This window comes from Dactylosporangium sp. CS-033363 (genome assembly GCF_050942475.1).
Taxonomy (GTDB): Bacteria; Actinomycetota; Actinomycetes; order Mycobacteriales; family Micromonosporaceae; genus Dactylosporangium.
On record NZ_CP192032.1, the window covers coordinates 9,419,911 to 9,445,918 of the forward strand.

Annotated in this window: 24 protein-coding genes; 12 read left to right on the forward strand and 12 right to left on the reverse strand. The window is 72.2% G+C overall.

The genetic code is table 11. From position 1 onward, the window contains the following. Positions 1–89: 89 nt before the first annotated feature. Positions 90–1,205: a HupE/UreJ family protein gene (locus tag ACQPZ4_RS43415; RefSeq protein ID WP_433050031.1), complete on the reverse strand. Its 1,116-nt coding sequence runs from the start codon at positions 1,203–1,205 to the stop codon at positions 90–92. Here ACQPZ4_RS43415 and ACQPZ4_RS43420 point away from each other — a divergent pair. Further along, complete coding sequence (locus tag ACQPZ4_RS43420) at positions 1,204–1,974, forward strand: hypothetical protein (RefSeq protein ID WP_433050033.1); 771 nt, start codon at positions 1,204–1,206, stop codon at positions 1,972–1,974. The two genes, ACQPZ4_RS43415 and ACQPZ4_RS43420, sit on opposite strands and share 2 nt — an antisense overlap. On the opposite strand, the gene ACQPZ4_RS43425 is transcribed toward ACQPZ4_RS43420, so the two are convergent. Genes ACQPZ4_RS43425 through ACQPZ4_RS43435 form a run of 3 tightly spaced genes read right to left on the reverse strand, consistent with a single transcriptional unit; the run spans position 1,891 to position 5,600 of the window. Next, on the reverse strand, positions 1,891–3,264 hold the full coding sequence (locus ACQPZ4_RS43425; RefSeq protein WP_433050035.1) for a TIGR04013 family B12-binding domain/radical SAM domain-containing protein: 1,374 nt from the start codon (positions 3,262–3,264) through the stop codon (positions 1,891–1,893). The two genes, ACQPZ4_RS43420 and ACQPZ4_RS43425, sit on opposite strands and share 84 nt — an antisense overlap. Positions 3,265–3,300: 36 nt before the next feature. Continuing rightward, a complete protein-coding gene (locus tag ACQPZ4_RS43430; RefSeq protein ID WP_433050037.1) occupies positions 3,301–4,830 on the reverse strand; it encodes an MFS transporter in 1,530 nt (509 codons plus the stop codon). Then, positions 4,827–5,600, reverse strand: a complete 774-nt coding sequence (locus ACQPZ4_RS43435) for an SDR family NAD(P)-dependent oxidoreductase (RefSeq protein ID WP_433050039.1) — start codon at positions 5,598–5,600, stop codon at positions 4,827–4,829. Before ACQPZ4_RS43435 ends, ACQPZ4_RS43430 begins: the two co-directional genes overlap by 4 nt. A gap of 114 nt (positions 5,601–5,714) precedes the next feature. Between ACQPZ4_RS43435 and ACQPZ4_RS43440 the strand changes: the two genes are divergently transcribed. Then, positions 5,715–6,596: a LysR family transcriptional regulator gene (locus tag ACQPZ4_RS43440; RefSeq protein ID WP_433050041.1), complete on the forward strand. Its 882-nt coding sequence runs from the start codon at positions 5,715–5,717 to the stop codon at positions 6,594–6,596. Here the strand turns inward: ACQPZ4_RS43440 and ACQPZ4_RS43445 are convergent. The 5 genes from ACQPZ4_RS43445 to ACQPZ4_RS43465 are packed head-to-tail and all read right to left on the reverse strand — an operon-like array spanning position 6,593 to position 11,177. Beyond that, the gene (locus ACQPZ4_RS43445; RefSeq protein ID WP_433050043.1) at positions 6,593–7,060 is read right to left on the reverse strand and encodes a hypothetical protein; all 468 of its coding nucleotides are present in this window, start codon (positions 7,058–7,060) and stop codon (positions 6,593–6,595) included. The genes ACQPZ4_RS43440 and ACQPZ4_RS43445 overlap by 4 nt on opposite strands. Further along, entirely contained in the window at positions 7,057–7,641 is a 585-nt protein-coding gene (locus tag ACQPZ4_RS43450; protein WP_433050045.1) for a MarR family transcriptional regulator, read from the reverse strand. The genes ACQPZ4_RS43445 and ACQPZ4_RS43450 overlap by 4 nt, the downstream gene beginning before the upstream one ends. A 39-nt stretch (positions 7,642–7,680) precedes the next feature. Continuing rightward, entirely contained in the window at positions 7,681–8,064 is a 384-nt protein-coding gene (locus ACQPZ4_RS43455) for a hypothetical protein (protein WP_433050047.1), read from the reverse strand. Positions 8,065–8,076: 12 nt separating this feature from the next. Then, positions 8,077–8,973 (reverse strand): ParA family protein, encoded by an 897-nt coding sequence (locus ACQPZ4_RS43460; protein WP_433050049.1) that lies wholly within the window; start codon positions 8,971–8,973, stop codon positions 8,077–8,079. Next, positions 8,970–11,177 carry a HelD family protein gene (locus ACQPZ4_RS43465; RefSeq protein ID WP_433050051.1) on the reverse strand — a complete coding sequence of 736 codons (2,208 nt, stop codon included), beginning with the start codon at positions 11,175–11,177 and terminating at the stop codon, positions 8,970–8,972. The genes ACQPZ4_RS43460 and ACQPZ4_RS43465 overlap by 4 nt, the downstream gene beginning before the upstream one ends. A 127-nt stretch (positions 11,178–11,304) precedes the next feature. Here ACQPZ4_RS43465 and ACQPZ4_RS43470 point away from each other — a divergent pair, with 127 nt between their 5' ends. From ACQPZ4_RS43470 to fabF, 6 genes are all read left to right on the forward strand, one after another. Continuing rightward, entirely contained in the window at positions 11,305–12,324 is a 1,020-nt protein-coding gene (locus tag ACQPZ4_RS43470) for a glycoside hydrolase family 5 protein (RefSeq protein WP_433050053.1), read from the forward strand. A gap of 66 nt (positions 12,325–12,390) precedes the next feature. Further along, entirely contained in the window at positions 12,391–13,614 is a 1,224-nt protein-coding gene (locus ACQPZ4_RS43475; protein ID WP_433066937.1) for a PucR family transcriptional regulator, read from the forward strand. 171 nt (positions 13,615–13,785) lie between these two features. Further along, entirely contained in the window at positions 13,786–14,949 is a 1,164-nt protein-coding gene (locus ACQPZ4_RS43480) for an acyltransferase domain-containing protein (protein WP_433050055.1), read from the forward strand. Then, a complete protein-coding gene (locus ACQPZ4_RS43485; protein WP_433050057.1) occupies positions 14,946–15,899 on the forward strand; it encodes a beta-ketoacyl-ACP synthase III in 954 nt (317 codons plus the stop codon). The genes ACQPZ4_RS43480 and ACQPZ4_RS43485 overlap by 4 nt, the downstream gene beginning before the upstream one ends. A gap of 53 nt (positions 15,900–15,952) precedes the next feature. After that, positions 15,953–16,198 carry an acyl carrier protein gene (locus ACQPZ4_RS43490; RefSeq protein ID WP_223097536.1) on the forward strand — a complete coding sequence of 82 codons (246 nt, stop codon included), beginning with the start codon at positions 15,953–15,955 and terminating at the stop codon, positions 16,196–16,198. 68 nt (positions 16,199–16,266) lie between these two features. After that, positions 16,267–17,484 carry a beta-ketoacyl-ACP synthase II gene (gene fabF, locus ACQPZ4_RS43495; RefSeq protein ID WP_433050060.1) on the forward strand — a complete coding sequence of 406 codons (1,218 nt, stop codon included), beginning with the start codon at positions 16,267–16,269 and terminating at the stop codon, positions 17,482–17,484. A gap of 60 nt (positions 17,485–17,544) precedes the next feature. Here the strand turns inward: fabF and ACQPZ4_RS43500 are convergent, their stop codons facing one another. After that, complete coding sequence (locus ACQPZ4_RS43500; RefSeq protein WP_433050063.1) at positions 17,545–19,203, reverse strand: glycoside hydrolase family 3 protein; 1,659 nt, start codon at positions 19,201–19,203, stop codon at positions 17,545–17,547. 60 nt (positions 19,204–19,263) lie between these two features. Further along, positions 19,264–19,755: a DUF3145 domain-containing protein gene (locus tag ACQPZ4_RS43505; RefSeq protein WP_433050066.1), complete on the reverse strand. Its 492-nt coding sequence runs from the start codon at positions 19,753–19,755 to the stop codon at positions 19,264–19,266. A 254-nt stretch (positions 19,756–20,009) separates the two neighbouring features. On the opposite strand from ACQPZ4_RS43505, the gene ACQPZ4_RS43510 reads away from it, so the two are divergent. Beyond that, a complete protein-coding gene (locus ACQPZ4_RS43510; RefSeq protein WP_433050069.1) occupies positions 20,010–20,342 on the forward strand; it encodes a hypothetical protein in 333 nt (110 codons plus the stop codon). 709 nt (positions 20,343–21,051) lie between these two features. Continuing rightward, positions 21,052–22,038, forward strand: a complete 987-nt coding sequence (locus ACQPZ4_RS43515; RefSeq protein WP_433050072.1) for an alpha/beta fold hydrolase — start codon at positions 21,052–21,054, stop codon at positions 22,036–22,038. 31 nt (positions 22,039–22,069) lie between these two features. On the opposite strand, the gene ACQPZ4_RS43520 is transcribed toward ACQPZ4_RS43515, so the two are convergent. Beyond that, entirely contained in the window at positions 22,070–23,071 is a 1,002-nt protein-coding gene (locus ACQPZ4_RS43520) for a saccharopine dehydrogenase family protein (protein WP_433050075.1), read from the reverse strand. A 58-nt stretch (positions 23,072–23,129) separates the two neighbouring features. On the opposite strand from ACQPZ4_RS43520, the gene ACQPZ4_RS43525 reads away from it, so the two are divergent. Both ACQPZ4_RS43525 and ACQPZ4_RS43530 read left to right on the forward strand, forming a co-directional pair. Further along, entirely contained in the window at positions 23,130–23,780 is a 651-nt protein-coding gene (locus ACQPZ4_RS43525) for a DedA family protein (protein ID WP_433050078.1), read from the forward strand. 68 nt (positions 23,781–23,848) lie between these two features. Then, positions 23,849–26,002, forward strand: coding sequence for a HelD family protein (locus ACQPZ4_RS43530; protein WP_433050081.1), 2,154 nt, complete (start codon positions 23,849–23,851; stop codon positions 26,000–26,002). The last annotated feature ends 6 nt before the right edge of the window (positions 26,003–26,008 follow it).

Genomic DNA, 26,008 nt, shown 5'->3' on the forward strand with positions numbered 1-26,008 from the left:
TCTTTCCTTTTCCGATGGGGGTTGGGGAAAAGCTCGATCACGCTTTCGCCGGTCCGTGAATCACGCGTGAACTCCGGCGGGACGCCCGCCTAGAGGCGTTGGAAGAACCAGACGAGCCCCATGGCGGCGACACCCGCCGCGATGCCACCGGTCACCCATCGCCCGGTTTTGGGTGCCTTGCGCCGCAGCACCATCAGCAGCGGGAAGGTGGCCGCGATGAGCCCGAGCTGCACCACCTCGATGCCGACGTTGAACACCAGCAGCGACCACAGCAACGTCCACGAGAACGGCTCGTCGATCCCCAGCGCCCCCGCGAACCCGAGCCCGTGCACCAGCCCGAACGCGAACACGACGACCAGCCGCAGGTTGCTGGGCGGCCGATCCCGGCGCAGATTCCACAGATGCAGCGCCGCCACGACGGCGATGGACAGCGCGATGACCGGCTCGACCAGCCCGGCCGGCGCGCTCACCAGCCCGAGCGCGGCCAGGATGAACGTCACGGAATGCGCCAGCGTGAAGCTCGTCGCGGCCAGCACCACGTCCCGCAACCGCCGCGACCCCGCGATCAGCGCCAACAAGAAGAGAATATGGTCGATCCCGGTGAGCAGGTGCTCGGCGCCCAGGCGGAAGAACTCCCAGAATCGCTGGTACCACGCCTGCCCCGGCGCGAACGCCGGATGCTGCGAGTCGAGGGCGGCGCTGCCCCTGTGGCCGCCGAGGTCGTACGTGGCGATCGTCTTGACGCCCTTGACGTAGCCCTCCTCGTCGGAGAACAGGGTGGCGCGGATCTCGCGGGGCTCCTTCGGACAGGCCCAGGTGATGAGGACCGTCGCGTAGGGCACCCCCTCCTGCTCGCCCATCGTGAAGCCGGGTTCCGGCGTCGCGGAGCACCCGCTGACGGTGAACCGCTCGGTGACGTAGTGGTTGACCTGGCTCGCATGGTCGTTCAGGGCCGCGGCCATCGCGTCGGCGTCCCCGTCGTCGAACGCCGCGGTCCCGGCCCGGAACAGCGGGTCGTCGTGCTCGGCGTCGGCCGTGGACACCACCAGGAGGTCGTACTCGAGCTCGAGCTTCGTATGGACCCGGGTCGGCTCTCCGGTCACGGTGAGGTACACCGTCGAGGAGAACCCGTGCGCCTGCGCCGGAGACGCGAGGAGGATGGCGAGCAGCGCGGCGGCAACGCCCACAACCGCAAGGCGAAACATGCGGCGCACGTTGCAGGCCCCAGGTGAACTCAAGTCCCCACATCGGCGAACCGATCAAGAACACCTTCTCCGACCAGTTGAATGGGTTGCCCGCCGTCTGCTGGTATTCGGTCTCGTGATGCGCCGGGTGCTCGTACCGCTGCTGTCGGCTCTTCTGCTCGCGGCCTGCGGCTCACCGTCCTCAGGCTGGGCTGAGCCGCGCCCGATGCCCTCCCCGATCGGCGCACTGCGCCCCGGCTTCGTCGACCCGTCCTCCCCACCGACGCCGGAGGGCACGATCACCCCGGCGCCCGGTTCGTGGGACGACGTGCATCCCCCACGCGACTACCGGGTCGTACTGCTGACGAAGGGCACCGACGCCCCGACCACCGCCCTGGTGACGGCAGTGCGTTCGTGGGCTTTGGCTGAACACACCGATTTGCGGGTTGTGGTCGTCGGCCCAGACCCCATCCCGGACATCACCCGAGCCCTCGACATGCACGCCGACCTGATCGTGAGCGCCGGCAACGACCTGATCGACCCCCTGGCCGTCATCACCGCGAGCCATTTGTCCCAGCAGTTCCTGGTGGTCGGAGCCGAACTGGCCGAACCGACCCACAACGTGACAGCGGTCGACTGGCCCGGCGCCTCCTTCCGCGGCGAGGGGTTGGGAGCCTCGTCGACGTACGACGAAACCTCCTTCACCTCAGCGCGCTGCGACGCCGCCATTCGCGCAGGCACCGCCGCCGTGCTCACCGGCTTGACGGGCATCGTGGTCTGGCTGCGCTAACGGCAGCAAGGTCCGGCTCCGCCCCGGCCGAGGCCGCTCGGCCGCCGCGGCCGCAAGCTCCCGCGCATGCGCCCGCTGCTTCTCCCAGTGCCCATAGAGCGCCCCCTGCTGCGCCAGCCGCGACACAGCCCTGATCGTCTCAGGATCGACATCCCCGGGCGCCGCATCCCGCCAGGGCGTCCCCGGCAACGGCATGAACACGTGCGAATGGATCCGCGCCCCGAGCCCAGCCAGTTCCGTGGCAAGCTCAAGCGAGGCCGCCGCGTCTTCTGGGTCCTCCCCCGGCATCCCGAAGATCATGTCCACGTTGATCCGGAACCCTTCGGCAATCCCGATCCGCACCGCCCGCCGTACCGACTCGACGTCATGCCCCCGCTTGGCCGCCTCGAGCACCCGCTCACTGCCGGACTGAGCCCCGACAATGAGATTGTCGTTGGCGCAGTACCGCTTCACGACCTTGAGCGCCGCGACGCTCATGTGCTCGGGCCGGATCTCACTGGGAAACGACCCGAAGAACACCCGCCCGCCCGGCCCGATCCCTTCCTTGCACGACGCCAGCAACTCCTCGACGGCGGCGAGATTCGGCTCCTCGTCATCGGCCCCGTAGGACAACGAGGTGGGCGTGATGAACCGGACGTCCCGCTTCCCGAGCTCCCGCATCCGATCGACATGCCACCGAACGTTCTCAACGCTGCGATGCCTGAACTTCGCGGAAAACATGAACGGCGTCTGACAGAACCGGCACGCGTAGACGCACCCTCTGGTGATCTCGATCGGGTTCATGCGCTTGTAGGTGAGCGGAAACGCCCGGTACCGCCCGAGCGGCTCCCGCTGCGCCTTCCCCGTGCGGTGCAGGGTGCCCTGCTCATCGCGGTACACGAGACCCTGGATGCCCGTGGGGTCACCGCCCTGGTCGACGAGGTTGAGCAGCGTGCTCTCCCCCTCGCCGACCGCGGCGATGTCCCACCCCGCATCGAGCGTCCGCACCGGCTCGGCCGTGGCGTGCACACCCCCGGCCACGTGCACGGCGCCTGGCGCGGCCGCCTTGATGCGCTGCAACTCCTCGGCCAGCGCGGCCGCGTCAGGCGAGTAGAACGACCACAGGACCAGCGTCTTCGCGCTTTTCGCGGCCGCCTGGATCGCGGCCACCGTGGCCTTCTCCGACTCGGCGAACACCACCTCGTACCGCGTGGAGGTCGGGTGCTCTTCGAGCGCGGCGAGCAGCACGTGGTGGCCGTAGGTGACGGCCTTGCGGTACCGCAGCACCAGGACGAGGTCGGGGTTGCTCACACCGCCATCCTGCCAGGACGTCCCAGGTCGCCGGTCTCACCGGCGGCTCGCGACCACCTCCGGGGCAGGCGGCGCCGCGACCGGCACGCGGCGCAACAAGGCGAACGCGGCCACCGCCGCGGCCACCAGTACCAAGGCGCCGGACAGCCCGGTCACGTCCAGCCCGCGGGTGAACGCCTCCCGCGCGATCCCCAGTAGATCGTGACCGGCCGGGCCGGGGACGGCGGCCGCGCTGCCGAGGGTGTCGCGGGCGGCGCGCATGGCCTCGCCCGTGACGCCGGGCACCTCCACCCCGGCCATCCGGTGGTGGTAGATGGCCGTACCGATCGAGCCCAGGATCGCAAAGCCCAGCGCCCCACCCAGTTCGGAGCCGGTCTCCGCAACAGCCGAGGCGGCGCCCGCCTGCTCCGCCGGGGCGGCCGAGAGCATCAGGTCGGCCGTCTGCGTGGTGGCCACCATCATGCCGGCGGCGAGCAGCCCCGCCCCGATGAGGATCACGGCAAGCGGCTGATGCACCCGCACCTGGGTCGTCACGGCCAGGCCGCACGCCGAGACCAGCAGCCCGGCCGCGATGAGGTACCCGGGCCGGACCCGGGTGCCCAGGATCCCGGTGACCGTCATGGCCACCGCGATGAACGGCATGACCGCGAGCGACCACAGCGACGCCACCAGCGGGCTCATGCCCCGCACGACCTGCAGGTACTGCATCGTGTAAAGACTGAACCCGAGCAACGCGAAGTTGGTCACGAGATTGACGCCGACCGCCGCGCTGTAGGTGCGGCGGCGGAAGAGGCGCAGGTCGATCAGCGGGTTGGCGACGGTCCGCTGCCGGTGCCAGAACACGAGACCGAGCCCGAGCCCGGCAATGACCGCGAGCGCGGGGCGGACGGCCCAGCCGTCCACGGTGAGCTCCTTGATGCCGTAGACCACCGGCAGCACGGCGGCCAGCGACAGCAGTGAGCCGAAACGGTCGAACCGGCCGGCGGCGGGGTTGCGGAACTCCGGCAGCAGGATCGGGCCGAGGATCAGCAGCAGGGCCATCGCGGGCAGGTTGATCAGGAAGGCCGACCCCCACCAGAAGTGTTCCATCAGCAGGCCGCCGACGATCGGGCCGACGGTGACGCCGGTGGTCATGGCGCCGGTCCACACGGCGATGGCGGTCTTGCGCTCGCCGGGGTCGTGGAACATGTTGCGGATCAGCGCCAGGGTCGACGGCATCAGGGTGGCGCCGGCCAGGCCGAGGACCGCGCGGGCGCCGATGAGCATGGCGGCGCTGGTCGAGTACGCGGCGACGAGCGAGGCCGCGCCGAACGCCACCGCCCCGGCCAGCAGCAGCCGGCGCCGGCCGATCCGGTCGCCCAGCGCGCCCATGGTGATCAGCGTCCCGGCCAGCACGAAGCCGTACATGTCCATGATCCACAGCAGCTGGGTGCCGGACGGCTCCAGGTGGGCGCTGATGAACGGCATCGCGAAGAGCAGCACGCTCACGTCCATCGACACCAGCAGGCACGGCAGCGCGAGCACCGCCAGCCCGACCCATTCCCGGGTACCTGCCTTGCTGTTCACATCGCCCCCTGGATCGGACCCAGAAAGGTGCCGCCGGACACGTCGACGGTCTGGCCGGTGATCCAGCGGCCGTGCGGCCCGGCCAGGAAGGCGGCGACGTCGGCGACGTCGGCCGGCTCGCCGAGGCGCCCGAGCGCGGTGATCGCCTCCAGCCCGGCGACGACCTCCGGGATGCCGGTGTACCCGGCGGTCAGATCCGTGCGCACCGCGCCGGGCGCGAGCGTGTTGACGGTGATGCCGCGCCGGCCCAGCTCGTTGGCCAGCGACGGGGCCATCGACGCCAGCGCCGCCTTGCTGATGGTGTAGCCGATCTGCGTCGACACGGCGAACCGGCTCGCCGTCGAGCCCAGGTTGATGATCCGGCCACCGTCGTTGAGCAGCGGCAGCGCCCGCTGGATGAGGAACAGCGGCGTGCTGACGTTCACCGCCAGCAGCCGGGCGAACTCCTCGGGCGTGAGCCGGCCGATCGGGCTGCCCGAGCCGATGCCCGCGTTGTTCACCAGGATGTCCAGCCCCCGCCCGGCCAGGCGTTCGGTGAGCCGGTCGAAGAGCAGATCCAGGGCTTCGTGTGTACCGAACTGTGCCCGCACCGCATACGCCCGTCCACCGGCGTCCTCGATCCGCGCCACCGTCTCCTTCGCGGCGGCCTCGTTGTCGCCGTAGTGCACGGCGACCTCCGCGCCGTCGGCCGCCAGCCGTTGCGCGATCGCCCGTCCGATGCCCCGCGAAGCGCCGGTCACCAGCGCCGTTTTCGCGGCCAGAATCGCCATCGTCACCCTCCACGTCGTGAGCCGGAATCGATGCTCAGCGTGCGGCCGGCACGGATCGGTGATCAACGACGTCCTCGGGCACAGAGTGTTGAGCGAACCGGCGATAATCCCGGGGTGATCGAGCTGCGGGACATCGAGATCTTTCTGACGCTCGCCGAGGAACTGCATTTCGGTCGTACCGCCGAGCGCCTGCGCATCACGCCCGGCCGCGTCAGCCAGTCGATCGCCAAACAGGAGCGCCGGGTCGGCGGGGCGCTGTTCGACCGCACCACGCGCCGGGTCCGCCTGACGCCGCTGGGCGAGCAGCTGCGGCAGGAGCTCAGCACCGGGTACCGGCAGATCATGGCCGGCCTGGACGCCGCGAGCACGGCCGCGGGCGGCGTCTCCGGAACGCTCACGCTGGGCACCATGGGCCTGCAGGCGTGGATGGTCCAGCGGGTGGTCGACGTGTTCCAGGCCCGCCATCCGGACGCCCGCGTCGCGCACCGCGACGTCAACCCGGTCAACCCGCTGGCCCTGCTGCAGTCCCGCGACGTCGACGTCGCCCACGTCTGGCTACCGGTCCGCGAGCCCGGCCTCACCGTCGGCCCGGTCACCCACACGTCGGATCAGGTACTCGTGATCGCCCCCACGCATCCCTACGCCGAACGCGCCTCGATCTGCCGCGAGGACTTCGGCGAGCTGACGTTCGTCGCCCACCGCTCACCGATCCCGGCGTACCTGGAAGAGGTGTTCCAGCCCTTCCACACGCCCTCGGGCCGCCCCATCCGCCGCGGACCGCTGATCACCAACTGGGACGACCAGCTCAAGGCGGTCAGCGCCGGCCAGGCCGTCATCGCCACCCCGGCCGAGGCCGCCCGCTTCTACCCCTGGCCGAACCTGGTGTACCTGCCGATCCGCGACGCCCCGCCCGTCCAGTGGGCCCTCGTCTGGCGCACCGACGCCGAAACCCCGCTGATCCGCGCCTTCGCCGCGGCAGCCACCGAGCCCGCCTAGGACAGCGGGCTCATCCGGTCCAGGACCTGGGCGGCGACGTCGAGGATCTGCTCCACCTTGGGTACGTCGCGCTCGACCTCCTCCGCGCTGACGGCCGGCGCCGAGCCGGACGGGTACTCGACCTGGTTGCGGCGCCGGCGGAGGCGGTCGAACGGGCGCAGGACGCCACCGAGCGGCGGGTCGAGCTGGGCCGTCACCGCGTCGCGGACCGCGATGTGCCCGCCCCGGCTCGTGGCCCGCACGCCCTGGTTCTCCAGAACCGCGGCGAGGGCCTTGCGGGCGGCGTCGTACAGCAGCTGGTACGCGCCGGCGGGGTCGGCGGCCGCGATCGCGCCGGCCGAGGTGAGGTGGCGGCGGGCCTGGCCGAGCAGGTGGTCGGCGTGCGCGCGGCTGGCCGGCACGCGCTCCAGTTCGCCGCGGGCGATCATGTCGGTCAGGACCTCGCGGCCCTGCTGCCATCTCATGGCCGGTCCTCGGGTTCCACGATCGGGTATGACGGGCGCGCGCGCACCGATGCCAGGAAGGGATCGTCGGCCGCGCCGTGCCAGGTCGTGGCCGACACGCGGTGGATGTTGACCTCGCGGCCGAGCTCGCGTTCGGCGGAGCGGGCGGCGTCGGCGAGGTCGTCCTCGTCCGCGTCGCCGACGACCAGCACGTCGACGTCGCGCGGTGGCGGGCCCGCCTCGCCGGCGTAGCGGGCCGCCCAGGAGCCGTAGATGTAGGCCGCGTCGACGCCCCGCACGGGTGGCAGCAGGTCGGCCAGGACCGCGGCCGGACCGTACGTCAGCGCCAGCAGTTCGGTGAGCGGGCGGGCGAGCGGGTTGTCCAGGTCCGCCTGCAGCAGGCGCATCTTGCCCCGCCGCTCCTCGCGCACGAGGCCCGCCTTGGCCAGGTGGTCGGCCTCCCGGCTGACGGTCGACTGGGAGGATCCGAACCGGCGGGCCAGCTCCGTCACCGAGTAGCTCTGGTCCGGGTGCAGGTACAGCCAGGCCAGCAGCTCACCCAGCAGCGGCGAGCGCAGCAGCGGCAGCAGGCGGGACCTCACTTGCACACCCTGAAAGATACCTTGCAGGATGTGCAAGCATCAACTCAGCGCGAGGCTGTCCAGGCGGCGGCCGACCGTGGAGTCGACGATCGAGTTGGTCAGGGCGACCTTCGTGGCCCTGGCGGGGACCGGGACGCCGAGGACCTTGGCCAGTTCCTTGACCTGCGGCACCGTCAGCTTCAGGTCGTTGATGTACTGCACCGCCGCCTGCCGGGTCTCCAGCTGGGCCAGCATCGACTCGATCTCGCTCACCGGGCGGGACAAGGCGGCCGGCGCGGCCTTCGACGGGCGGCCGCCCTTGGGGACCAGCTCCAGCTTCGCGGCGCCCGAGGCCAGGTCCTGCAACTGGTCGGCGGGGAGGGTCTTGACGAAGGCGGCCACGCGGAGGAGTACCTCGTGGGCAAGGTCGGCCGGGTCCGTCATCAAACGCTCCGCTCAGAGTCTTGTGCGCGCCAGGAACTCGCTGGTCAGTTGTTGCAGCTCGTATCGTAGGTTCTCGATCGCGGGCGTGCCCTGCGGCGCCAGCACCACCGGGACCGCGCGCAGGCCCGCCTCCGTGATGGCCGACTTGTTGTCGCGCACCGTCTGGCGGAAGACCGGCATCTCGATCTGGGTGGTGGACTTCACCGACTCCTGTTGGGTGTTCAGGGGGCCGTTCGCCGTGTACTGCACCATGGTGTACACCACGCCCACGATCTCCGGGTTGATCGGGGTGTCCGCGACCGAGTTGTACTCCTCGACCAGGGCCGACAGGCGGGTCCGCAGCAGGTCGATGCCCAGCGTGGACAGGTAGTCGGGGCGGGCCGGGACCACCACGTGGTCGCTGGCCACCAGCGCGGTCCGGGTGACCAGGTTGAAGTTCGGCGGGCAGTCGATCAGGACCGTGTCGTACTTGTTGAACGACGGGTCGGCGAGCGCTTCGGCGAGGAGGCGGTACACCTGGAGGTACCGCGGACTGCTCTTCTGAAAACGCGAACCGCCCAGGCCGGCGGCGAGATCGAGGTCGGCGTCGACCAGGCCGAGCTGGGAGGCGATCAGGTGCAGGTTGCCCCCGAGCGGCTGGACGAGGGCGTTGACCGCGGGCGGGGCGAGGACGTACTTGAACAGCGGCTCCGGCGCGCGCGTGGTGACGAAGGCCTCGAACCAGGAGCGGATCGTGGGCTGCTCGTCGAAGTCGGACGGGCGGTAGAAGGAGTACGTGAGGCTCGCCTGCGGGTCCAGGTCGATCAGCAGCACCTTGCGGCCGCGGGCGGCCAGCTCGGCGCCGAGGTTGGCGGTGATGGTGGTCTTGCCGACGCCGCCCTTGTAGTTGATGACGCTGACGACGCTCATCGGCTGTGGCGGCCCTTCGGTCGGTCGCGGCCCGCGCGCTGGTCGAGCAGGGTGGCGGCGCGCTGGAGGACCTCGTCCCACAGGGGCGGGGGCGAGCCGCCGGCGACCATCGCGGCCAGGTCCTCGGCCAGGCGGTCGAGCAGGGAGAGCTCCACCGTCGGGTCCGGGTCGGGCTCGATGACCCGGCGCTGCCGGGGGATGAACGGAGCCGCCGCGGACGGCAACTCAAGCGGCAGGGGATCGCCGCTCGCCACGATGTCCAGGAAGCGGATCGTGCGGGTGAGGGCGACGAACAGCAGGCGGTGGCCGCGCGGGTCCTCGGCGACGATCTCCTCCGGCTCGACGACGATGACGGCGTCGAACTCCAGGCCCTTGGCCTCCTGCGGGGAGACCAGGTTGAGGCTGCGCTCCAGCTCGCCCTGGTCGGCGCGGCCCCACGGCAGGTCGTTGGCGTGCAGGGCGAATTCCAGCTCGGCGCGCAGGACCGCGGGGCAGATGATGCCGACGAAGCGGTTGGCGTCGAGGTGTTCCCGGGCGATCTGGGCGACCCGGCCGGCGCGCTCGCCCGGTTCGACGACGTGCGTGCCGGGGTCGGCGGGGCCCTCGCGGACCACGTGGGTCGGCTCGACGCCGGGGGCGGCGAGCGGGAGGAGCATGGCCGCCAGCTCGTACACCTGGCGGGGCACGCGGTAGCCGTACCGCAGCGGGGCGATGACCCGCGGCTGCTGGGCCGGCAGGTGGGCGGTGACCTCGTCCCAGGAGTCGCGGGCCCAGGCGCCGGTGGACTGGGCCAGGTCGCCGACCAGGGTGAACGAGCCGTTGGACGAGCGCCGGCCGATCGCGCGCAGCTGCATCGGGGAGAGGTCCTGGGCCTCATCCACGACGATGTGGCGGTACCGCCCGGTCGTGCCGTTGACCAGCTCGTCCACCTCGTCGAGCAGCGGAATGTCCGCCGCGCTCCAGACCTGCGCGGAGAGCCGGTCGGCGCCGCGCCGGTACAGCAGCGCCACGTCCTGTTCGCTGAAGTCAGAGCTGAACTCCCCGCCGGCCGCGGCGGCCAGGCGCGTGCGGGAGCCGAACAGGCTGCGCAGGAACGCGGGCGGGCTCTGCAACGGCCACAGCCGCTCCAGGAGGTTCTCGACCGGGGGCAGGCGCTCGGCCTCGAGCGGGCCGCCGCGGTCCCGGACGAGCTCGGCGAGCCGGGCCCGCAGCCGCTGCCGGCGCACCGCGTAGGGGCCGCCGGCCTGGCGGGCGGCGGCGACCGCGTCGGCCACCTCGGCGCCGGTCAGGGTGAGGAAGCGGCCGTCGAACAGCATCCGCTCGGCCGCCTCGGGGGCGCCGATGCGGGCCTCCAGGGCGCGGGCCAGGAACCCGGCCATCCGCGCCTCGCCCTTGAGCCGGTGCGTGGCGGGGTCCTCCTGCCGGCCGCGCTGGACCGGCGGGCCGAGCTGGTCGATGTCGATCTGTTCGACCTCGGTGTCGCCGAGACTCGGCAGAACCCGGCGGATGTACCGCGTGAAGGCCGGATGCGGCCCCACGACGAGCACGTCGCGGGGGCGGAGGCTCTGCTGCTCGTTGTACAGCAGCCACGACACCCGGTGCAGCGCCACCGCGGTCTTGCCGGTGCCGGGGCCGCCCTCGATGACGAGGCAGTGCTCGAGCGGGAAGCGGATCAGGCGGTACTGCGCGGCCTGGATCGTCGCGACGATGTCGTGCATCTCGCCGGTGCGGCCGCGGTCGAGCTCGCCGAGCAGGGCGGCGTCGGGCCCGTCGAGGGCCCGGACGGCCGCCGCGAGCTGGGCGAACACGAGGTCCTCGAAGTCGAGGATGTGGTTCGCCTCGCAGGTGAAGGTGCGCTTGCGGCTCAGGCCGTGCGGGTCCTCGACCGACGCCTCGAAGAAGCTCTTGGCGAAGTCGGCCTTCCAGTTGACGACCAGGATCTGCCGCTGGTCGTCCCAGATCGACTCGTGGCCGATGTAGAAGCGCTCGTGCTCGATGTCCATGCGCCCGGTGGCGACGGCGTGCTCCGCGGTGGCCATGGCGTCGCGGCGGTTGCGGCGGAACCCGCCCAGCCAGCGACCGGCGCCGGCGTTCGCGGCCGCGTCGGGGTTGTCCCCCAGTTCGGCGCGCGCGCGTTCCCGGTGCTTGTGGGCGAGGTCGAAGTGTTGCTGCTCAGCAGCGATTTCGGCTGCCTTGGACTCCACGGAACTCCTTCTCGCACCCTGCGTGCGCCTCACGCTACCTTGCGCCGCGGAGGGCGGTCGATCCCCGCGGGGCCGAATCACCCTCGGACAACGGGTGAATGGCAGGGGCCCGGGTAGCGCCTCACCCGTGGTCAAACGGATAGCTATCAGGTCGGCGTTCCCCGCGCTGCTCATGGCGTTGCTGGGTGCGGCGTACGTCACCCCGGCCCGCGCCGGTGCGACCGACGGCATCCACGTGGCGGACGGCCGGCTGGCCGAGGCGGGCGGCGAGCCGCTGGTGCTGCGGGGCGTCAACCACGGGTACGCGTTCGGGCCCGGGCCGGCCTCGGTCTTCGACGACATCCGGGCCACCGGGGCCAACGCGGTGCGGGTGGCGCTGTCCAGCGGCCACGAGTGGGCGGCGACGAAGAAGGCCGCGGTCGCCGGGGTGATCGACCGGTGCAAGGCGGCCCGGCTGATCTGCGTGCTCGACGTGCACGACACCATGGGGTACGGCACCCAGCCCGGCGCGGCCACCATCGCCGAGGCGGTCGACTACTGGCTGTCCCTGCGCGACGTGCTGCGCCACGAGGAGCCCTACGTCGTGCTGAACATCGCCAACGAGCCGTCCGGCCACGCCGTGGACGCGGACTGGGTGGGCAACACGATGGCCGCCATCGCCCGGCTGCGTGCGGCCGGGCTGCGGCACGCGCTCATGGTCGACGCGCCGAACTGGGGCAACGACGCGTTCCGGGTGATGTACGACCACGCCGCCGCCGTCTTCGCCAGTGACCCGCAGCGCAACGTGGTGTTCGACGTGCACATGTACGGCCCGTTCGACACCGCGGCCAAGGTGTCGGGCTACCTGGACCACTTCGTCGCGCAGCAGCTGCCGATCGTCGTCGGGGAGTTCTCGTCGCTGCACGAGTACGGCGATCCGGACGAGGACGCGATCATGGCGTACTGCCAGGACCACGGTCTGGGGTATCTGGGCTGGTCGTGGAGCGGCAACAGCCCGGAGTACCACTATCTGGACGTGGTCTCGGACTACAGGGCGGGGCGGCTGACGCCCTGGGGGCGCCGGCTGATCGACGGCCCCGACGGGCTGCGCGCGACCGGGCGCACCGCGAGCGTCTTCGGCCGGCAGTGGCTGGCGGCAGCTCGGTGAACGCGCTCGTGCAAAGCTATGCGGGTGAGCGACCTCGGCCCGAACCTCCCGGAGCTGCTGGGCGGCGTGGAGCCCGCCGGCGCTGCGGGCGCGGCCGCGGGCGAGCTGGAGGACAGCGTCCGCTCGATCGAGCGCGCGGCCGGCGCGCTGGCCACGGCCAGCGTGGCGCGGATGGACGAGACGCTGCCGTGGTTCCGCGAGCTGCCGGCCGACCAGCGGGCCTGGGTCATGCTGGTCGCCCAGGCCGGCGTGCGCTCGATGGTCGAGTGGCTGCGCAACCGCGATCAGGACGGGCCCGCGCCGCCGGACAACTCCGAGGAGTTCTTCGACGCCGCGCCGCGCGCGCTGGCCCGGTCGATCAACCTCGCCCAGACCGTACAGCTGATCCGGGTCACCATCGAGGTGGTCGAGGAGCACCTGCCGCGCCTGGCCGCGCCCGGGCAGGAGACGCCGCTGCGCGAGGCCGTGCTCTATTACAGCCGCGAGGTCGCGTTCGGGGCGGCGCGCGTCTACGCCCGGGCCGCCGAGACCCGCGGCGCGTGGGACGCCCGGCTGCAGGCCCTGCTGGTCGACGCCCTGCTGCGCGGCGACTCCTCCGACGTGCTGGCCAGCCGGGCGGCCGCGCTGGGCTGGGCCGACGCGCCACCGGTCGCGGTCGCGGTGGGTCGCTCTCCAGGAGGAGAAGCCGCGGCGGTACTGCACACCGTCTACCGCGCCGCCCGTCGCATCGGCGTCGAGATCCTCGGCGGCGTACACGGCGATCGCCTGGTCGTCGTACTCGGCGGGGCCGCCGACCCGATGGCCGCGACCGAGCGCCTGCTGGTCGGCTTCGGCGACGGGCCGGTCGTGGTCGGGCCGGCGGTGCCGTCGCTGGACGAGGCGACCGAGTCCGCCCGCGCCGCGCTGGCCGGCTACCGCGCCGCCCCCGCCTGGCCCGCCGCGCCGCGGCCGGTGTCCGCGACCGACCTGCTGCCCGAGCGCGCCCTGGCCGGTGACGCGGAGGCGCGCCGGATGCTGCGCCAGGAGGTCTACGGCGCGCTCGTGCGGGCCGGCGGGGAGCTGCTGGAGACGCTGGACGCGTTCTTCGCCGGCGGCGGGGTCCTGGAGAGCGCCGCGCGGGGGCTGTTCGTCCATCCGAACACCGTCCGGTACCGGCTGCGGCGCATCGGCGAAGTGACCGGTTTCACGCCGCTGGTACCCCGCGACGCCTTCGCATTGCGCATCGCGCTGACCATTGGGAGGCTGGATCCGTTCGGCCCGGCGCCCACCACCCCGCCCACATCGGGGTGATTTGTCCGATTATCCTGTCCGGGGCGTGAACAACGGACGCCATCGGGTAACCGGGCGGATCTGTTGGCACAACACCACGCGATCTTTTGTAGGGTTCCTACAAGTGACGTCGTCCAGTTTGGTGTCTCGCGGTACCCGCGCGACCGTAGTGAATCCGGAAAAGTCTTAGAGGTGCTCGCCCTACTCGCTCCAGGCCAAGGCTCGCAGAAGCCCGGATTCCTGACCCCGTGGCTCGCCCGGCCCGGCGCCGAGGCCCGTCTGCGCTGGTGGTCCGCCCTGTCCGGGGTCGATCTCGTGCACCTGGGCACCGAGGCCGACGCCGAGGAGATCAAGGACACCGCGAAGACCCAGCCGCTGCTGGTCGCGGCCGCCCTGCTGACCGCCGCCGAGCTGCCCCTGCACGACGTGGCCGTGGTGGCCGGGCACAGCGTCGGCGAGCTCGCCGCCTCGGCCGTGGCCGGCGTGCTGAGCCCCGAGGCCGCGGTCACCCTCGCCGGGGTGCGCGGCCGCGAGATGGCCGCCGCCTGCGCCCTCGAGCCGACCGGCATGAGCGCCGTGCTCGGCGGCGACCCGGACGAGGTCGTCGCCGCGATCGACGCCGCCGGGCTGTTCCCGGCCAACCGCAACGGGGCCGGCCAGATCGTCGCCGCCGGCGCCCTGAGCGGGCTGGAGAAGTTCGGCGCCGAGCCGCCCGCGCGGGCCAAGGTGATCAAGCTGCAGGTGGCCGGGGCGTTCCACACGCCGTTCATGGCCCCGGCCGAGGCCGCGCTGGCCACGGTGGCCGCCGGGATCACCCCCGGCACGCCCGGCAAGGTGCTGCTGTCCAACCGCGACGGCAGCCCGGTCGCCGACGGGCCCGAGATGCTGCTGCGCCTGGTCCGCCAGGTCACCGCGCCCGTGCGCTGGGACCTGTGCATGGAGACCATGGCCGCGCTGGGGGTGACGGGCGTGATCGAGCTGGCTCCCGCCGGTACACTCGCGGGCTTGGCCAAACGGGCCCTCAAGGGCATCGAGATCGTCACCGTCAACACCCCGGACGACCTGGTCAAGGCGCGTGACGCGATCGCGCGCCACGGCGGGGACCCGGCCCGTCCGGCGGCTCGCTCGCAGGACAGCGTCGCGATCTCCCCCGGCGCGGGCCCGTTCACCCCGGCCGCGGACCTCGCCGCCGGCACCCGCGTCGAGTCCGGCCAGGTCATCGGGGCCGTGCTGACCGCGCGGGGCCCCGTCGACGTCGCCGCGCCCGGCGCCGGCGTGCTCACCGAGTGGCTCGCCCGTCTCGACGAACCGGTCGCCCCCGGCCGGCCGCTCGCCCGCATTGGAGGCCAACTATGACCCCGGCTGCCGGATCCAAGATCCTGGCGTTCGGCCACTACCAGCCGTCCCAGGTCATCACCAACGACGACCTGTCGAAGGTGATCGAGACCAACGACGCCTGGATCCGCGACCGGGTCGGCATCGCCGAGCGGCGCGTGGCCGGCTCCGAGACCGTCGCCGACATGGCGATCGCCGCGGCCGGCAAGGCCCTCGCGGCCTCCGGGCTGACCGCCGCCGACATCGACACCGTCATCGTGGCCACCTGCAGCTCGATCGACCGCTGCCCGAACGTGGCCACCCGCGTGGCGGCCAAGCTCGGCATCAACGCGCCGGCCGCGTACGACCTCAACACCGCCTGCTCCGGCTTCTGCTACGGCCTGGCCAGCGCCGACCACGCGATCCGGGCCGGTGCGGCCCGCAACGCCCTGGTCATCGGGGCGGAGAAGCTCTCGGACGTGACCGACTGGACCGACCGGACCACCGCCGTGCTCTTCGGCGACGGCGCCGGCGCGGCCGTGGTCAGCGCCGTGGCCGAGGGCGAGCAGCCCGGCATCGGCCCCGTGGTCTGGGGCTCGGCGCCCGAGAAGGGCGACGTGCTCAAGATTGAGGGGTGGCGCCCCTACATCAAGCAGGAGGGCCAGGCGGTCTTCCGCTGGGCCACCACCGCCATCGCCCCGTACGCCCAGGCCGCGCTCGACCGCGCCGGCGTGCAGGGCAAGGACATCGCCGCGTTCGTCGCCCACCAGGCCAACACGCGGATCATCGACGGGATCGTCAAGCGGCTCGACCTGCCCAACGCCGTGGTGCTCAAGGACCTCGTCGAATCGGGCAACACGTCGGCCGCCAGCATCCCGCTGGCCCTGTCCAAGGCCATCGAACGGCACGAGATCCCCTCCGGGGCGCCCGTGCTGCTCTTCGGCTTCGGCGGCGGCCTGACGTACGCGGGCCAAGTCATCCACTGCCCGTAGCGATCTGTTCATCTCGTCCTGACGAGCGCGTCAACCCTAGGAAGGAAAGCTCTATGTCCACCCGTGAAGAGATCGCCGAAGGCCTCGCCGAAATCCTCGAAGAGGTCGCCGGAGTCAACCCCGACGACGTCGCCGAGGAGAAGTCGTTCACCGATGACCTGGACGTCGACTCGCTGTCCATGGTCGAGGTCGTCGTGGCGGCCGAGGAGAAGTTCGGCGTGAAGATCCCGGATGACGAGGTGCCGAACCTCAAGACCGTCGGCGACGCCGTTTCTTACATCGAGAAGTCGCAGGCCTGATGCTGCCGCCGGGGTCCCGCACCGGGACCCCGGCGCACCGGGTTTGCCGCAGAGGGAGTTGTTGAGCAGTGAGTGTTGAGGTCGTCGTCACCGGCATGGGGGCCACCACTCCCCTCGGCGGTGACGTGCCGTCCACCTGGGACGCCATGCTCGCCGGCAAGTCCGGGGTATCGGCGTTGCCCCAGGAGTGGGCCGCGCAACTGACCGTCCGGATCGCCGCGCAACTCGCGGCCGACCCGCTCGAGAAGATCGACCGGGTCCAGGCCCGCCGCCTGGACCGCAGTGAGATGACCGCCATCATCGCCGCCCGCGAGGCCTGGGCCGACGCCGGCTCGCCCGAGGTGGAGAAGGACCGGCTCGCCGTCAGCGTGGGCACGGGCATCGGCGGCGCCCAGACTCTGCTCAACCAGGACGACATCCTGGAGGCCAGCGGACCCCGCAAGGTCTCCCCGCACACCGTGCCGATGCTCATGCCGAACGGCCCCGCGGCCTGGATCGGCCTGGAGCTCGGCGCCCGGGCCGGCGTGCACTGCGTCGCCAGCGCCTGTGCCACCGGCGCCGAGGCGATCGCGCACGGCCTGGACCTGATCCGCCTCGGCCGCGCCGACATCGTCGTGGCCGGCGGCACCGAGGCCGTGATCCACCCGCTGCCGATCGCCGGGTTCGCCTCGATGCGCGCCATGTCGGTGCGCAACGACGACCCGGAGCGCGCCTCCCGCCCGTGGGACAAGGGCCGCGACGGCTTCGTCCTCGGCGAGGGCGCCGGCGTCATCGTCCTCGAGCGCGCCGACCACGCCCGCGCCCGCGGCGCCCGCATCTACGCCCGCCTGGCCGGTGCCGGCCTGAGCTCCGACGGGTACGACATCGTGCAGCCCCACCCCGAAGGCGACGGCGCGGTCCGGGCCATCGAGTTCGCCCTGCGCGACGCCGGCGTGGCCAAGTCCGACGTCCAGCACGTCAACGCCCACGCCACTTCGACCCCGGTCGGCGACATCGCCGAGATCAAGGCGCTGCACCGCGCCCTGGGCGACCACCCGATCCTGACCTCGACCAAGTCCATGACCGGCCACCTGCTGGGCGCGGCGGGCGCGGTCGAGTCGATCGCCACGATCCTCGCGGTCCACCACGGCGTCGTACCGCCCACGATCAACCTCGACGACCCGGACGACGCGCTGGACCTGGAGGTGGCCGCCCACAAGGCCCGGCACCTCGAGATCCCGGCGGCCCTGAACAACTCGTTCGGTTTCGGCGGGCACAACGCGGCACTGGTCTTCGCCCGCGTCTGAGTCCGAAATCTCTTCGGGGCGCTCCTTTCGAGGGGCGCCCCGATGTGTTTGCCCGGCTTTTCAGCAGGCCGTCGCCGGGAGGCCCGGCACCGGAACCGGTGAGCGGCCCGGCGCCTTCGCCTTGCCCAGCAGCACGTCGGCCAGCGCCGACATCGAGGCCCGCGAGGACGAGTACGTGGCGAGCAGGGTGCCCTTCGCGGAGCCGAGCACGTACGGGGTGTCCAGGGCCACCGTCACCGCGGCCGTCGAGGACAGGTCGGCGGAGCCGCGGCCGTAGCCGATCAGGCGGACCTCCGAGCCGCCCTGGGTCACCACCTCTGCGCCCGCCGCGCGCAAACTCTCCTCCAGCCAGCCGCGGGCCGTGTCCGAACCGGCCGTCGTGACGCGGATCGGGCCGGTGACCAGGGGGCCGGAGCACTTGCCGCGCAGGACGGTGATGGCGCCCGCGGCTCCGGCGCGCGCGGCCTGCTTGCCGTCGGCGCCGTCCACCACACCGGGATCCGGCTTCGGTACCGTCGCCAGCCGCGCCTTCAGCGCCAGAATCCTTGTCGCCGACTCAATCAAGCGCTGTTTCGTGATGCGGCCGGACTTCACGGCTTCGAGCAGGCTCTTGTACGCGGCGGACAGGTTCGTCGGCATGAGGAGGATGTCGTTGCCGGCGAGGATGGCGCGTACCGCTCCCTCGCCCGGGCCCCACTGCTCGGCGGGAGCCATGTTCAGGGCGTCCGTGACCACGACGCCGGTGTACTTGAGCTTCGTCCGCAGCAGGTCCACGAGCACTTTTGAGGAGAAGGACGCCGGTACACCCGGATCGATCGCCTTGACGTCCAGGTGGCCGGACATGATCAGGCCCACGCCGGCGTCGCGGGCGGCGGTGAAGGGTGGGAGGTCGCCGGACTCCAGGGCGGTCATGTTCTGCGAGAGGACCGGCAGGGTGCTGTGGCTGTCGGTCGTCGTGTGGCCGTGGCCCGGGAAGTGTTTGACCGTTGCCGCCACGCCCGCCGACTGCAGGCCGCGCACGGCCGCGCTGACCTGGGTGGAGACCTTGGCCGGGTCGCTGCCGTACGAGCGGGAGCCGATCACCCCGCCCGGCTGGCTGCCCAGGACGTCGGCGTCGGGGGCGAAGTCGACGTTGAGGCCGATCGCGGCGAGCTCGGTGCCGGCCGCCTTCCACGCCGCCTCGGTGAGGGCCGGGTCGCCCGCCGCGCCGAAGGCCAGCGCCGAGGGGAGCTGGACGATGCCGTCGCGGAGGCGGGTGACCTGGCCGTACTCCTGGTCCGTGCCGATGAGCAGCGGCAGCCGGGCCGGTTGGCTCAGGGCCGCCTGCTGCAGGCCGGCGGTGAGCTTCGCGACCTGGGCCGGGGACTCGACGTTCGTGGTCTTGTTGGTGCCGGCGGTCGGGTCGTCCGCACTCGACGAGACGAGGATGATGCCGCCCAGGTGGTACTTCTTGATGATCTCGGCGGGCGTCGATGCTCCGGCGTACGTGCGGTTGGCCGACGCCGAGCCGGAGGACACTTTGTCGGCCGCGTTGCCGTACGCGTACGGCATCAGCAGTTGTCCGACGAGTTCCTCGTCCGAGAGGCGGGCGGCCAGCGCGGCCGGGTCCTCCCCCGGCACCAAGGCCGACCCGGGCCCGCTCTGGTTCGCCGTCGGGTCGTTGCCGTCGTCCCCGCCGCAGCCGCTCGCGAGCAGGGCGAGGGCGGTCAGGGACAGCATGAGGCGACGCGCGGGACTCGGCACCGCCCTACTCAACCATGACCATGCAATGTGGGCGATTCACCCAACCCGGGTGAGAAGGGTCATCGGGACGCCGTCGGCGGCGTGGCGGTACGGCTCCAGCTCCGCGTCCCACGGCGCGCCCAGCGCCTTCTCCAGGGTGTGCGCGAGCGACTCGTAGCCGCGGGCGCTCGCGACCAGGGCGCGCAGCCGGTCCTCGGACAGCACGATGTCCCCGTTGGCGCTGGTGGACCCGCGGAACAGGCCGCGCCCGGGCACGTGCATGAACCGCTCCCCGTCCACGCCGGGGCTCGGCTCCTCGGTGACCTCGAAGCGCGTCATCGGCCATTGCCGGAGCGCGGCCGCGAGCTCTCCGCCCGTGCCGGTCGCGCCGGACCACGAGCACTGCGCCCGGCGGGCCGAGGGCTCGACAGGCTGCACCGACCACTCGAGGCGGACCGGCGCGCCGAGGACGCGCGCGATCGCCCACTCGACGTGCGAAGACACGGCGAGCGGAGACGAGTGAACGTATATGACGCCACGCGTGGGCACGTAAGACCTCCTGGAGACCGAGGTGCGTCTTCCCCTACGACCTCGTGCTCCATGGGTCATGCCAGGCTGTGCGGCGGTGACTGTTGGGACCAATGATGACGATGTTGAGCGCGGTGCGCCAGAGAAACAGCGAACCGGTCCTACGATTTGTCCAACGGACGGATCATCTATCGGTTACTCGCCTTTTTTCGGCCGGTCCGAGCGGCTGTTACACTTTCTTGTCTTCCGTACAGCCTCGACAAGGAGTTCCCGCCGTGGCGAGCAACACCTCAAAGACCGCGCGGGCCTCAGTCCGCGCCGGTCAGGCCGGTGCATCCGGCGCCCTCAGTGTGCTGGGTGAGTTCAAGTACCTCATCCCGCTCAACAAGGGCAAGCACGTGTACGTGCGCAACCTGACCAATGGCAAGACCGTCCACCTGAGCACCTCCTCCGACGCCTTCGCCGAGGAGATCCGCGTGCTCGCCGGGGCCGGCCACGCCGCCAAGATCCGGGCCGAGATCCAGGCCCTGGCCGCGGCCGAGCCGGAGAACGGCTGGGACGCCACCGAGAAGCGCCTCGTCGACGCGGGCGTGTTCGAAGCCGCCTGACGCTGGTTTCACGCGAGACGCCGCCGGACCCCGGTCCGGCGGCGTTTGGCGTTTCTTCAGCTCGCCGCCCCCGAACGTGGCGGGTTCCCGCAGCTCCCCGCACCGCCGTGGCGGATTTCCGCAGCCCACCGCCCCCGAACGCGGCGCACTCCCGCAGCCCACCACGCCCGAACGCGGCGCATTCCCGCAGCCCACCGCCCCCGAACGCGGCGCATTCCCGCAGCCCACCGCCCCCGAACGCGGCGCACTCCCGCAGCTCGCCGCGGCGCCGTGGCGAGTTCCGGAGGGAACGGCTACCGCGGCATGGAGATGGCGATGGCGGCGAGGCCGTGGCCGGGGATGCGCACAAGAGCGGCTGCAGCGAGCCGGCGAGGTGCGGGCCGATGCCGCAGGTGTCGCCAACCAGACCCGCGCTGGAGGCCGGCGCGCGGCAAACGAGCCGGATGCGCTGACACGGTCGGCCAAGAGCGCGGCAGACCCGACCGGCAAGACGTTTTAGCTGGTCAAGCGCTTGATCGATAAGTCCGACACGCCGTGATCGGACTTATCGCATTTATACCCCGTCAGGTTATAAGTCCGAAATGTCGCGGCGCGCAGCGCCCGACATTTCGCAAGATCACCCGCGCCGTCCGGTTACGTGATCAGAGTGTTATCGGAGTAGGCACGGGTGACAGGGGTAATCCGCGTAACTCGCGGGTAACAATCTTTCATGGGTACCGTCGTCTCCAAGCCCGTGCGGCTCAAGGACGGCGCCCGCCTGTACAGCGTGCTCCACCCCGCCAAGGCGAGCGCGGTCTCGCGGCGGCCGATCACGGTGGTCCTCCTGCACGGCTGGACGCTCGACAATCGACTGTGGCGCCGGCAGATCGCCGACCTGCCCGAGCGGCTCGGGGCGCCGGTGCAGATCCTCGCTTTCGATCTTCGTGGGCATGGGCGGTCCGACGCCACCCGCGGGACCACGGCCACGCTCGAGCAGCTCGGGGACGATCTCGCCGAGGTCATCGAGCAGCTCGTCCCGCGCGGGCCGATCGTGCTGGCCGGGCACTCGCTCGGCGGGATGGCGATCATGGAGTACGCCCACCGCCACGCGGCCACGTTCGCGCGGCGGGTCGTCGGGATCGTGCTCGTGTCCACGTCCGCCGAGGGGTCCTCGCGGACCAGTTACGGGCTCAGCCCCCGGCTCGCGCGGGTCATGCGCGTGCTCGAGGTGCAGGGTGCGGGGCTGCTCGCGCGGTCCGGCGCCTGGCGGCCGCACCGGCGGCTGATGCCCCTGCTCGCGCCCGGGGTGCGCTGGCTCGTCTTCGGGCACCGGGTCGACACGAGCTGGGTCGCGCTCACCGCGTCCATGGTCGGCAACGCCCCGCTGTGCGCGATCGGCGGGTTCCGGCCCTCGGTCGACCTGCACCACCGGGTGGAGACCCTGGCCGCGATGCGGGGCCTGCCCGTGGCCGTCCTCGTCGGTACCGCCGACCGCCTCACCCCGCCCGCCTGCGCCGAGACCATCGCGCGCGAGCTGCCCGACGCCGAGCTGCGGCTGTGCGACGAGGCCGGGCACATGCTGCCGATCGAGCGCCCGGACTGCGTGACCGACGCCATCGTGTCGGTCATCAAGCGCTCCGGCCACAAGCCCCGCCGCACTCCGCGTCAGCGCACCGCCAAGCCGGCGCCGGCCAAGCCGACCGCCACGGCCGCATAAAAGCCCGCAAAAGCGACAGAAGCCGAAAACGTCACGACAGCGTGACCGTCACCCCGTCCAGCGTTCGGACGAAGCCGGCCCCCAGCGCGGACGACGGCGTGTGCACCCCCGGCGCCACCTCACCGGCGAGGACCCGCTGCACGGCGCGCAGCGACGCGTCGGCCGTCAGCGCGTACGCGTTCGGGCCGGTCAGCGTGCCGGTCCGCACCGCGCCGGCCCCGTCGCGCACCTCCGCCCACACCTCGCAGCCCTGCGCCGCGCGCACCGCGTCCGACGGCCCGCCGCGGCGGACCATGGCGCGCGCGGCGCGGCGCAGCGGCCCGAAGCGGAACAGCGGGGCGAGCGACGAACCCGGCGGCAGCGGCATGTACACCGTGATGTCCGCAATGCCCGTCGACCGGTACGCGGTGACGAGGTCGCCCCAGCGGGTCGCGCCGACACGCCGTACACCGGAAGGAAACGGGACCGAGCGCGACGGCTCGCCGAAGCGCGTGCGCACCAGCTCCCCGCCGATCCGCCGGGCGGCGCCGGAGCCCATTTCGGCCAGAGCGGTTCTCGCGGTACCGCGGGACAGGCCGCCGGGCGCCGCGAAGGCCAGTTCGAGCGCGACCGCGCCCGGCAGCTCGGCCGCGAGCAGGGCGGCCAGGCAGTCGGTCGGCACCACGTCGAACCCGGCCCCGGTGATCATGGCGACCCCGGAATGCCGGGCGGCCGTATCCTGGTTGAACATCCAGTCGAACACGTCCAGCTCACCCGTGATGTCGAGGTAGTGCACCCCGGCTTCGAGGCAGGCGGCCACCATCGGCGCCGCGGTCTCGGCGAACGGGCCGGCGCAGTTGACGACGGCCCGCACACCCTCCAGCAGTTCCAAGGACGGAGCGCCGATCCGGTACGGCAACCCGAGCTCTTCCGCGAGCGCCCGCACGGGCCCCGCGGAGCGGCCGGCGAGGATCGGACGCTCACCGCGCGTCACCGCCAGCCGGGCAAGGAGTGACCCGCTGTAACCGTTCGCGCCGTACACCAGACAGCCCACGCTCAGGAAACTATGAGACGCTTACCGAGAACGGAAGCTCACAGGGGGAGGGGTCCGGGTGCATCACATCGAGGTCTGGATGGGCACACTGTCCCCGATCTGGGTGTACCTCCTGGTCGGGGCCGTGATCGGGATCGAGAGCATGGGTGTGCCGCTCCCCGGTGAGATCACGCTCGTCACCGCCTCGCTGCTGTCCGTGACGACCTCGGTGAGCCCGTGGCTGGTCGCCTCCTCGGCCGCCGTCGGCGCGATCGCCGGCGACAGCATCGGCTACGTGATCGGCCGGCGGGGCGGGCGCGCGCTGCTGGAGCGGTTCGGCCGGCGCTTCCCCAAGCACTTCGGCCCCGAGCACCTGGCCAAGGCCGAGCGGGCGTTCAGCCGCTGGGGCGTGTGGGCGGTCTTCTTCGGCCGGTTCATCGCCCTGCTGCGCATCCTCGCCGGGCCGCTGGCGGGCGCCCTGCGGGTGCCGTACGGCAAGTTCCTGCTCGCCAATGCCTCGGGCGGCATAGTCTGGTCGTTCGGCACCGTGTTCGCGATCTACTCGCTGGGCCAGGTCGCCGAGAAGTGGCTCAAGGACTTCTCCTGGGTGGCGCTCGCCGTCGCCGTCGTCGCGGGCCTCGCCACCACCTTCTACCTGCGACGCAAGGCGGCCGCCGAGGCCAAGGCCATCCGCGAGGAGGCCGAGAAGGAGCCCGCGGCCACGCCGTGATCGGACGAACCTCGAGTGGCGAGTAAGCTTTCGGGGTTGTTTTTTCGCCGGGCGGCAGGAGTGGTGCGTTGAGCGACGCGGTTCGCGACTCGGAGATCGCCGCCGAGCAGGCGTATCTCGACCGGGTCTACGTGCGGCTGGACCAGCTGCGCATCTCCGCCGCCGAGGTCGAGAAGGCCGGGTACAGCCTGGCCCGGGTCGGCAACTTCGGCGCCCTGGTCGAGCGGGACGCCATGGTGTACCACGCGGCCCGGCGCCGGCGCGCCCTCGAGAGCGAGCACGACGGGCTGGTCTTCGGCCGGCTCGACCTGGGCCCGGAGGGGGTCTCCGGCGCGGACGCCGCGGCCGTGGAGCCGGCGGTGCCGGACGGCGAGGTCCGGTACATCGGGCGGCTCGGCCTGCGCGACGAGGAGTACGAGTCGCTGGTCGTGGACTGGCGCGCGCCCGCCGCGGCCCCGTTCTACCGGGCCACCCCCGCCGACCGGATGGGCGTGGTGCGGCGGCGGAGCATTCGCAGTACCAACGAGAAGGTTGTCTCGATCGAGGACGACCTGCTGGATCCGGCGGCCGCGCCCGCCGACCTGCCCGTGATCGGGGACGGCGCGCTGCTGGCGAACCTGTCGCGGGCCACCGGCCGGGGCATGAAGGACATCGTCGCGACCATCCAGCGCGAGCAGGACGACGCCATCCGCTCCCCCGCGTCCGGGGTGACGATCGTGCGGGGCGGGCCGGGCACCGGCAAGACCGCCGTCGCGCTGCACCGGGCCGCGTACCTGCTCTACGCCGACCGCAACCGGTACGAGAGCGGCGGCGTGCTCGTCGTCGGCCCGTCGGACGTGTTCGTCGGGTACGTCTCGCGGGTGCTGCCGTCGCTCGGCGAGGACACCGCGACCCTGCGCTCCCTCGGCCAGCTCGTGATCGGCGTGCAGGCGACCCGGCACGAGCCCCCGGAGGTGGCCGCCGTCAAGGGCTCGCTGCGCATGCAGCGGGTGCTGAGCCGGGCCGCACGGGGGCCGGTGCCGGATTCCCCCGATCGCTTCCGGATGTTGTACCGCGGGGAGCTGCTGACCCTCGACAAGCAGGCCCTCGACGAGCTGCGCCGCACCGTGCTCAACCTCGGCGTGAAGCGCAACGCGGCCCGGGCCAAGGCGGCCGGGCACGTGCTGGACGCGCTGTGGCGGCAGAGCACGGAGCTGCTCGGGTCGGGCCGCACCCAGCAGCGCGCCGAGTTCGCCTCCGACACCGCCGAGCGCCAGGAGTTCATGCAGTTCATGCGCGGCTGGTGGCCGGTCCTGCGGCCCACCGAGGTGCTGGGCTGGATGGCCGACCGCCATCGGCTGCAGCGCTGGGCGAACGGCGTGCTGAGCAACCGCGAGATCGCCACCCTGGCCGCCTCGATCGACGTCGAGCACCTGTCGGTCGAGGACGTGGCGCTGCTGGACGAGCTGCACGAGTACCTCGGCGACCCCCCGGTCCGCAAGCGCGCCGCGCGCGACCCGTTCCAGGTGGCCGAGGGCGTGCACGAGGTCTCCACGTCCTACGAGCGCATGGCCGCCGCCCGCGCCCAGGCCATCGAGCGCCCCGACGACTACCGCGACTACGCCCACATCATCGTCGACGAGTCCCAGGACGTCTCCCCCATGCAGTGGCGCATGGTCGGCCGCCGCGGCCCGCACGCCACCTGGACCATCGTCGGCGACCCGGCCCAGGCCGCCTGGAACGACGCCGCCGAGTCCGACCGCGCCATGGAGGCCGCCGTCGGCACCCGCCGCCGCTCGTCGTTCACACTGACCACCAACTACCGCAACTCGGCCGAGATCTTCGCCGTCGCCGCCCGCGTGATCCGCGCGGCCCAGCCGGACCTGGAACTCCCCACGGCGGTACGCTCCTCGGGCATCGACCCGATCGAGACGGTCACCGAGGACCTGGCCCCGGCCGTCCGCGAGGCCGCCAAGACCCTGCTGGACCAGGTCGAGGGCACGGTGGGCGTGATCACCCCGACCGCCCGCCGCGACGAGGTGGCGGCGTGGCTGGACGGCCTCGACCCGCAACGCCTGCAGACGGTCGGCGCCCTGGACTCGAAGGGCATGGAGTACGACGGCGTCCTCGTGGTGGAGCCGGCCGCCATCCGCGACGAGGCGGCGACCGGCGTGCGCACGCTGTACGTGGCCCTGTCCCGAGCCACCCAACGCCTGACCACCGTCGGCACGCGGCCCTTCTGACGCCGG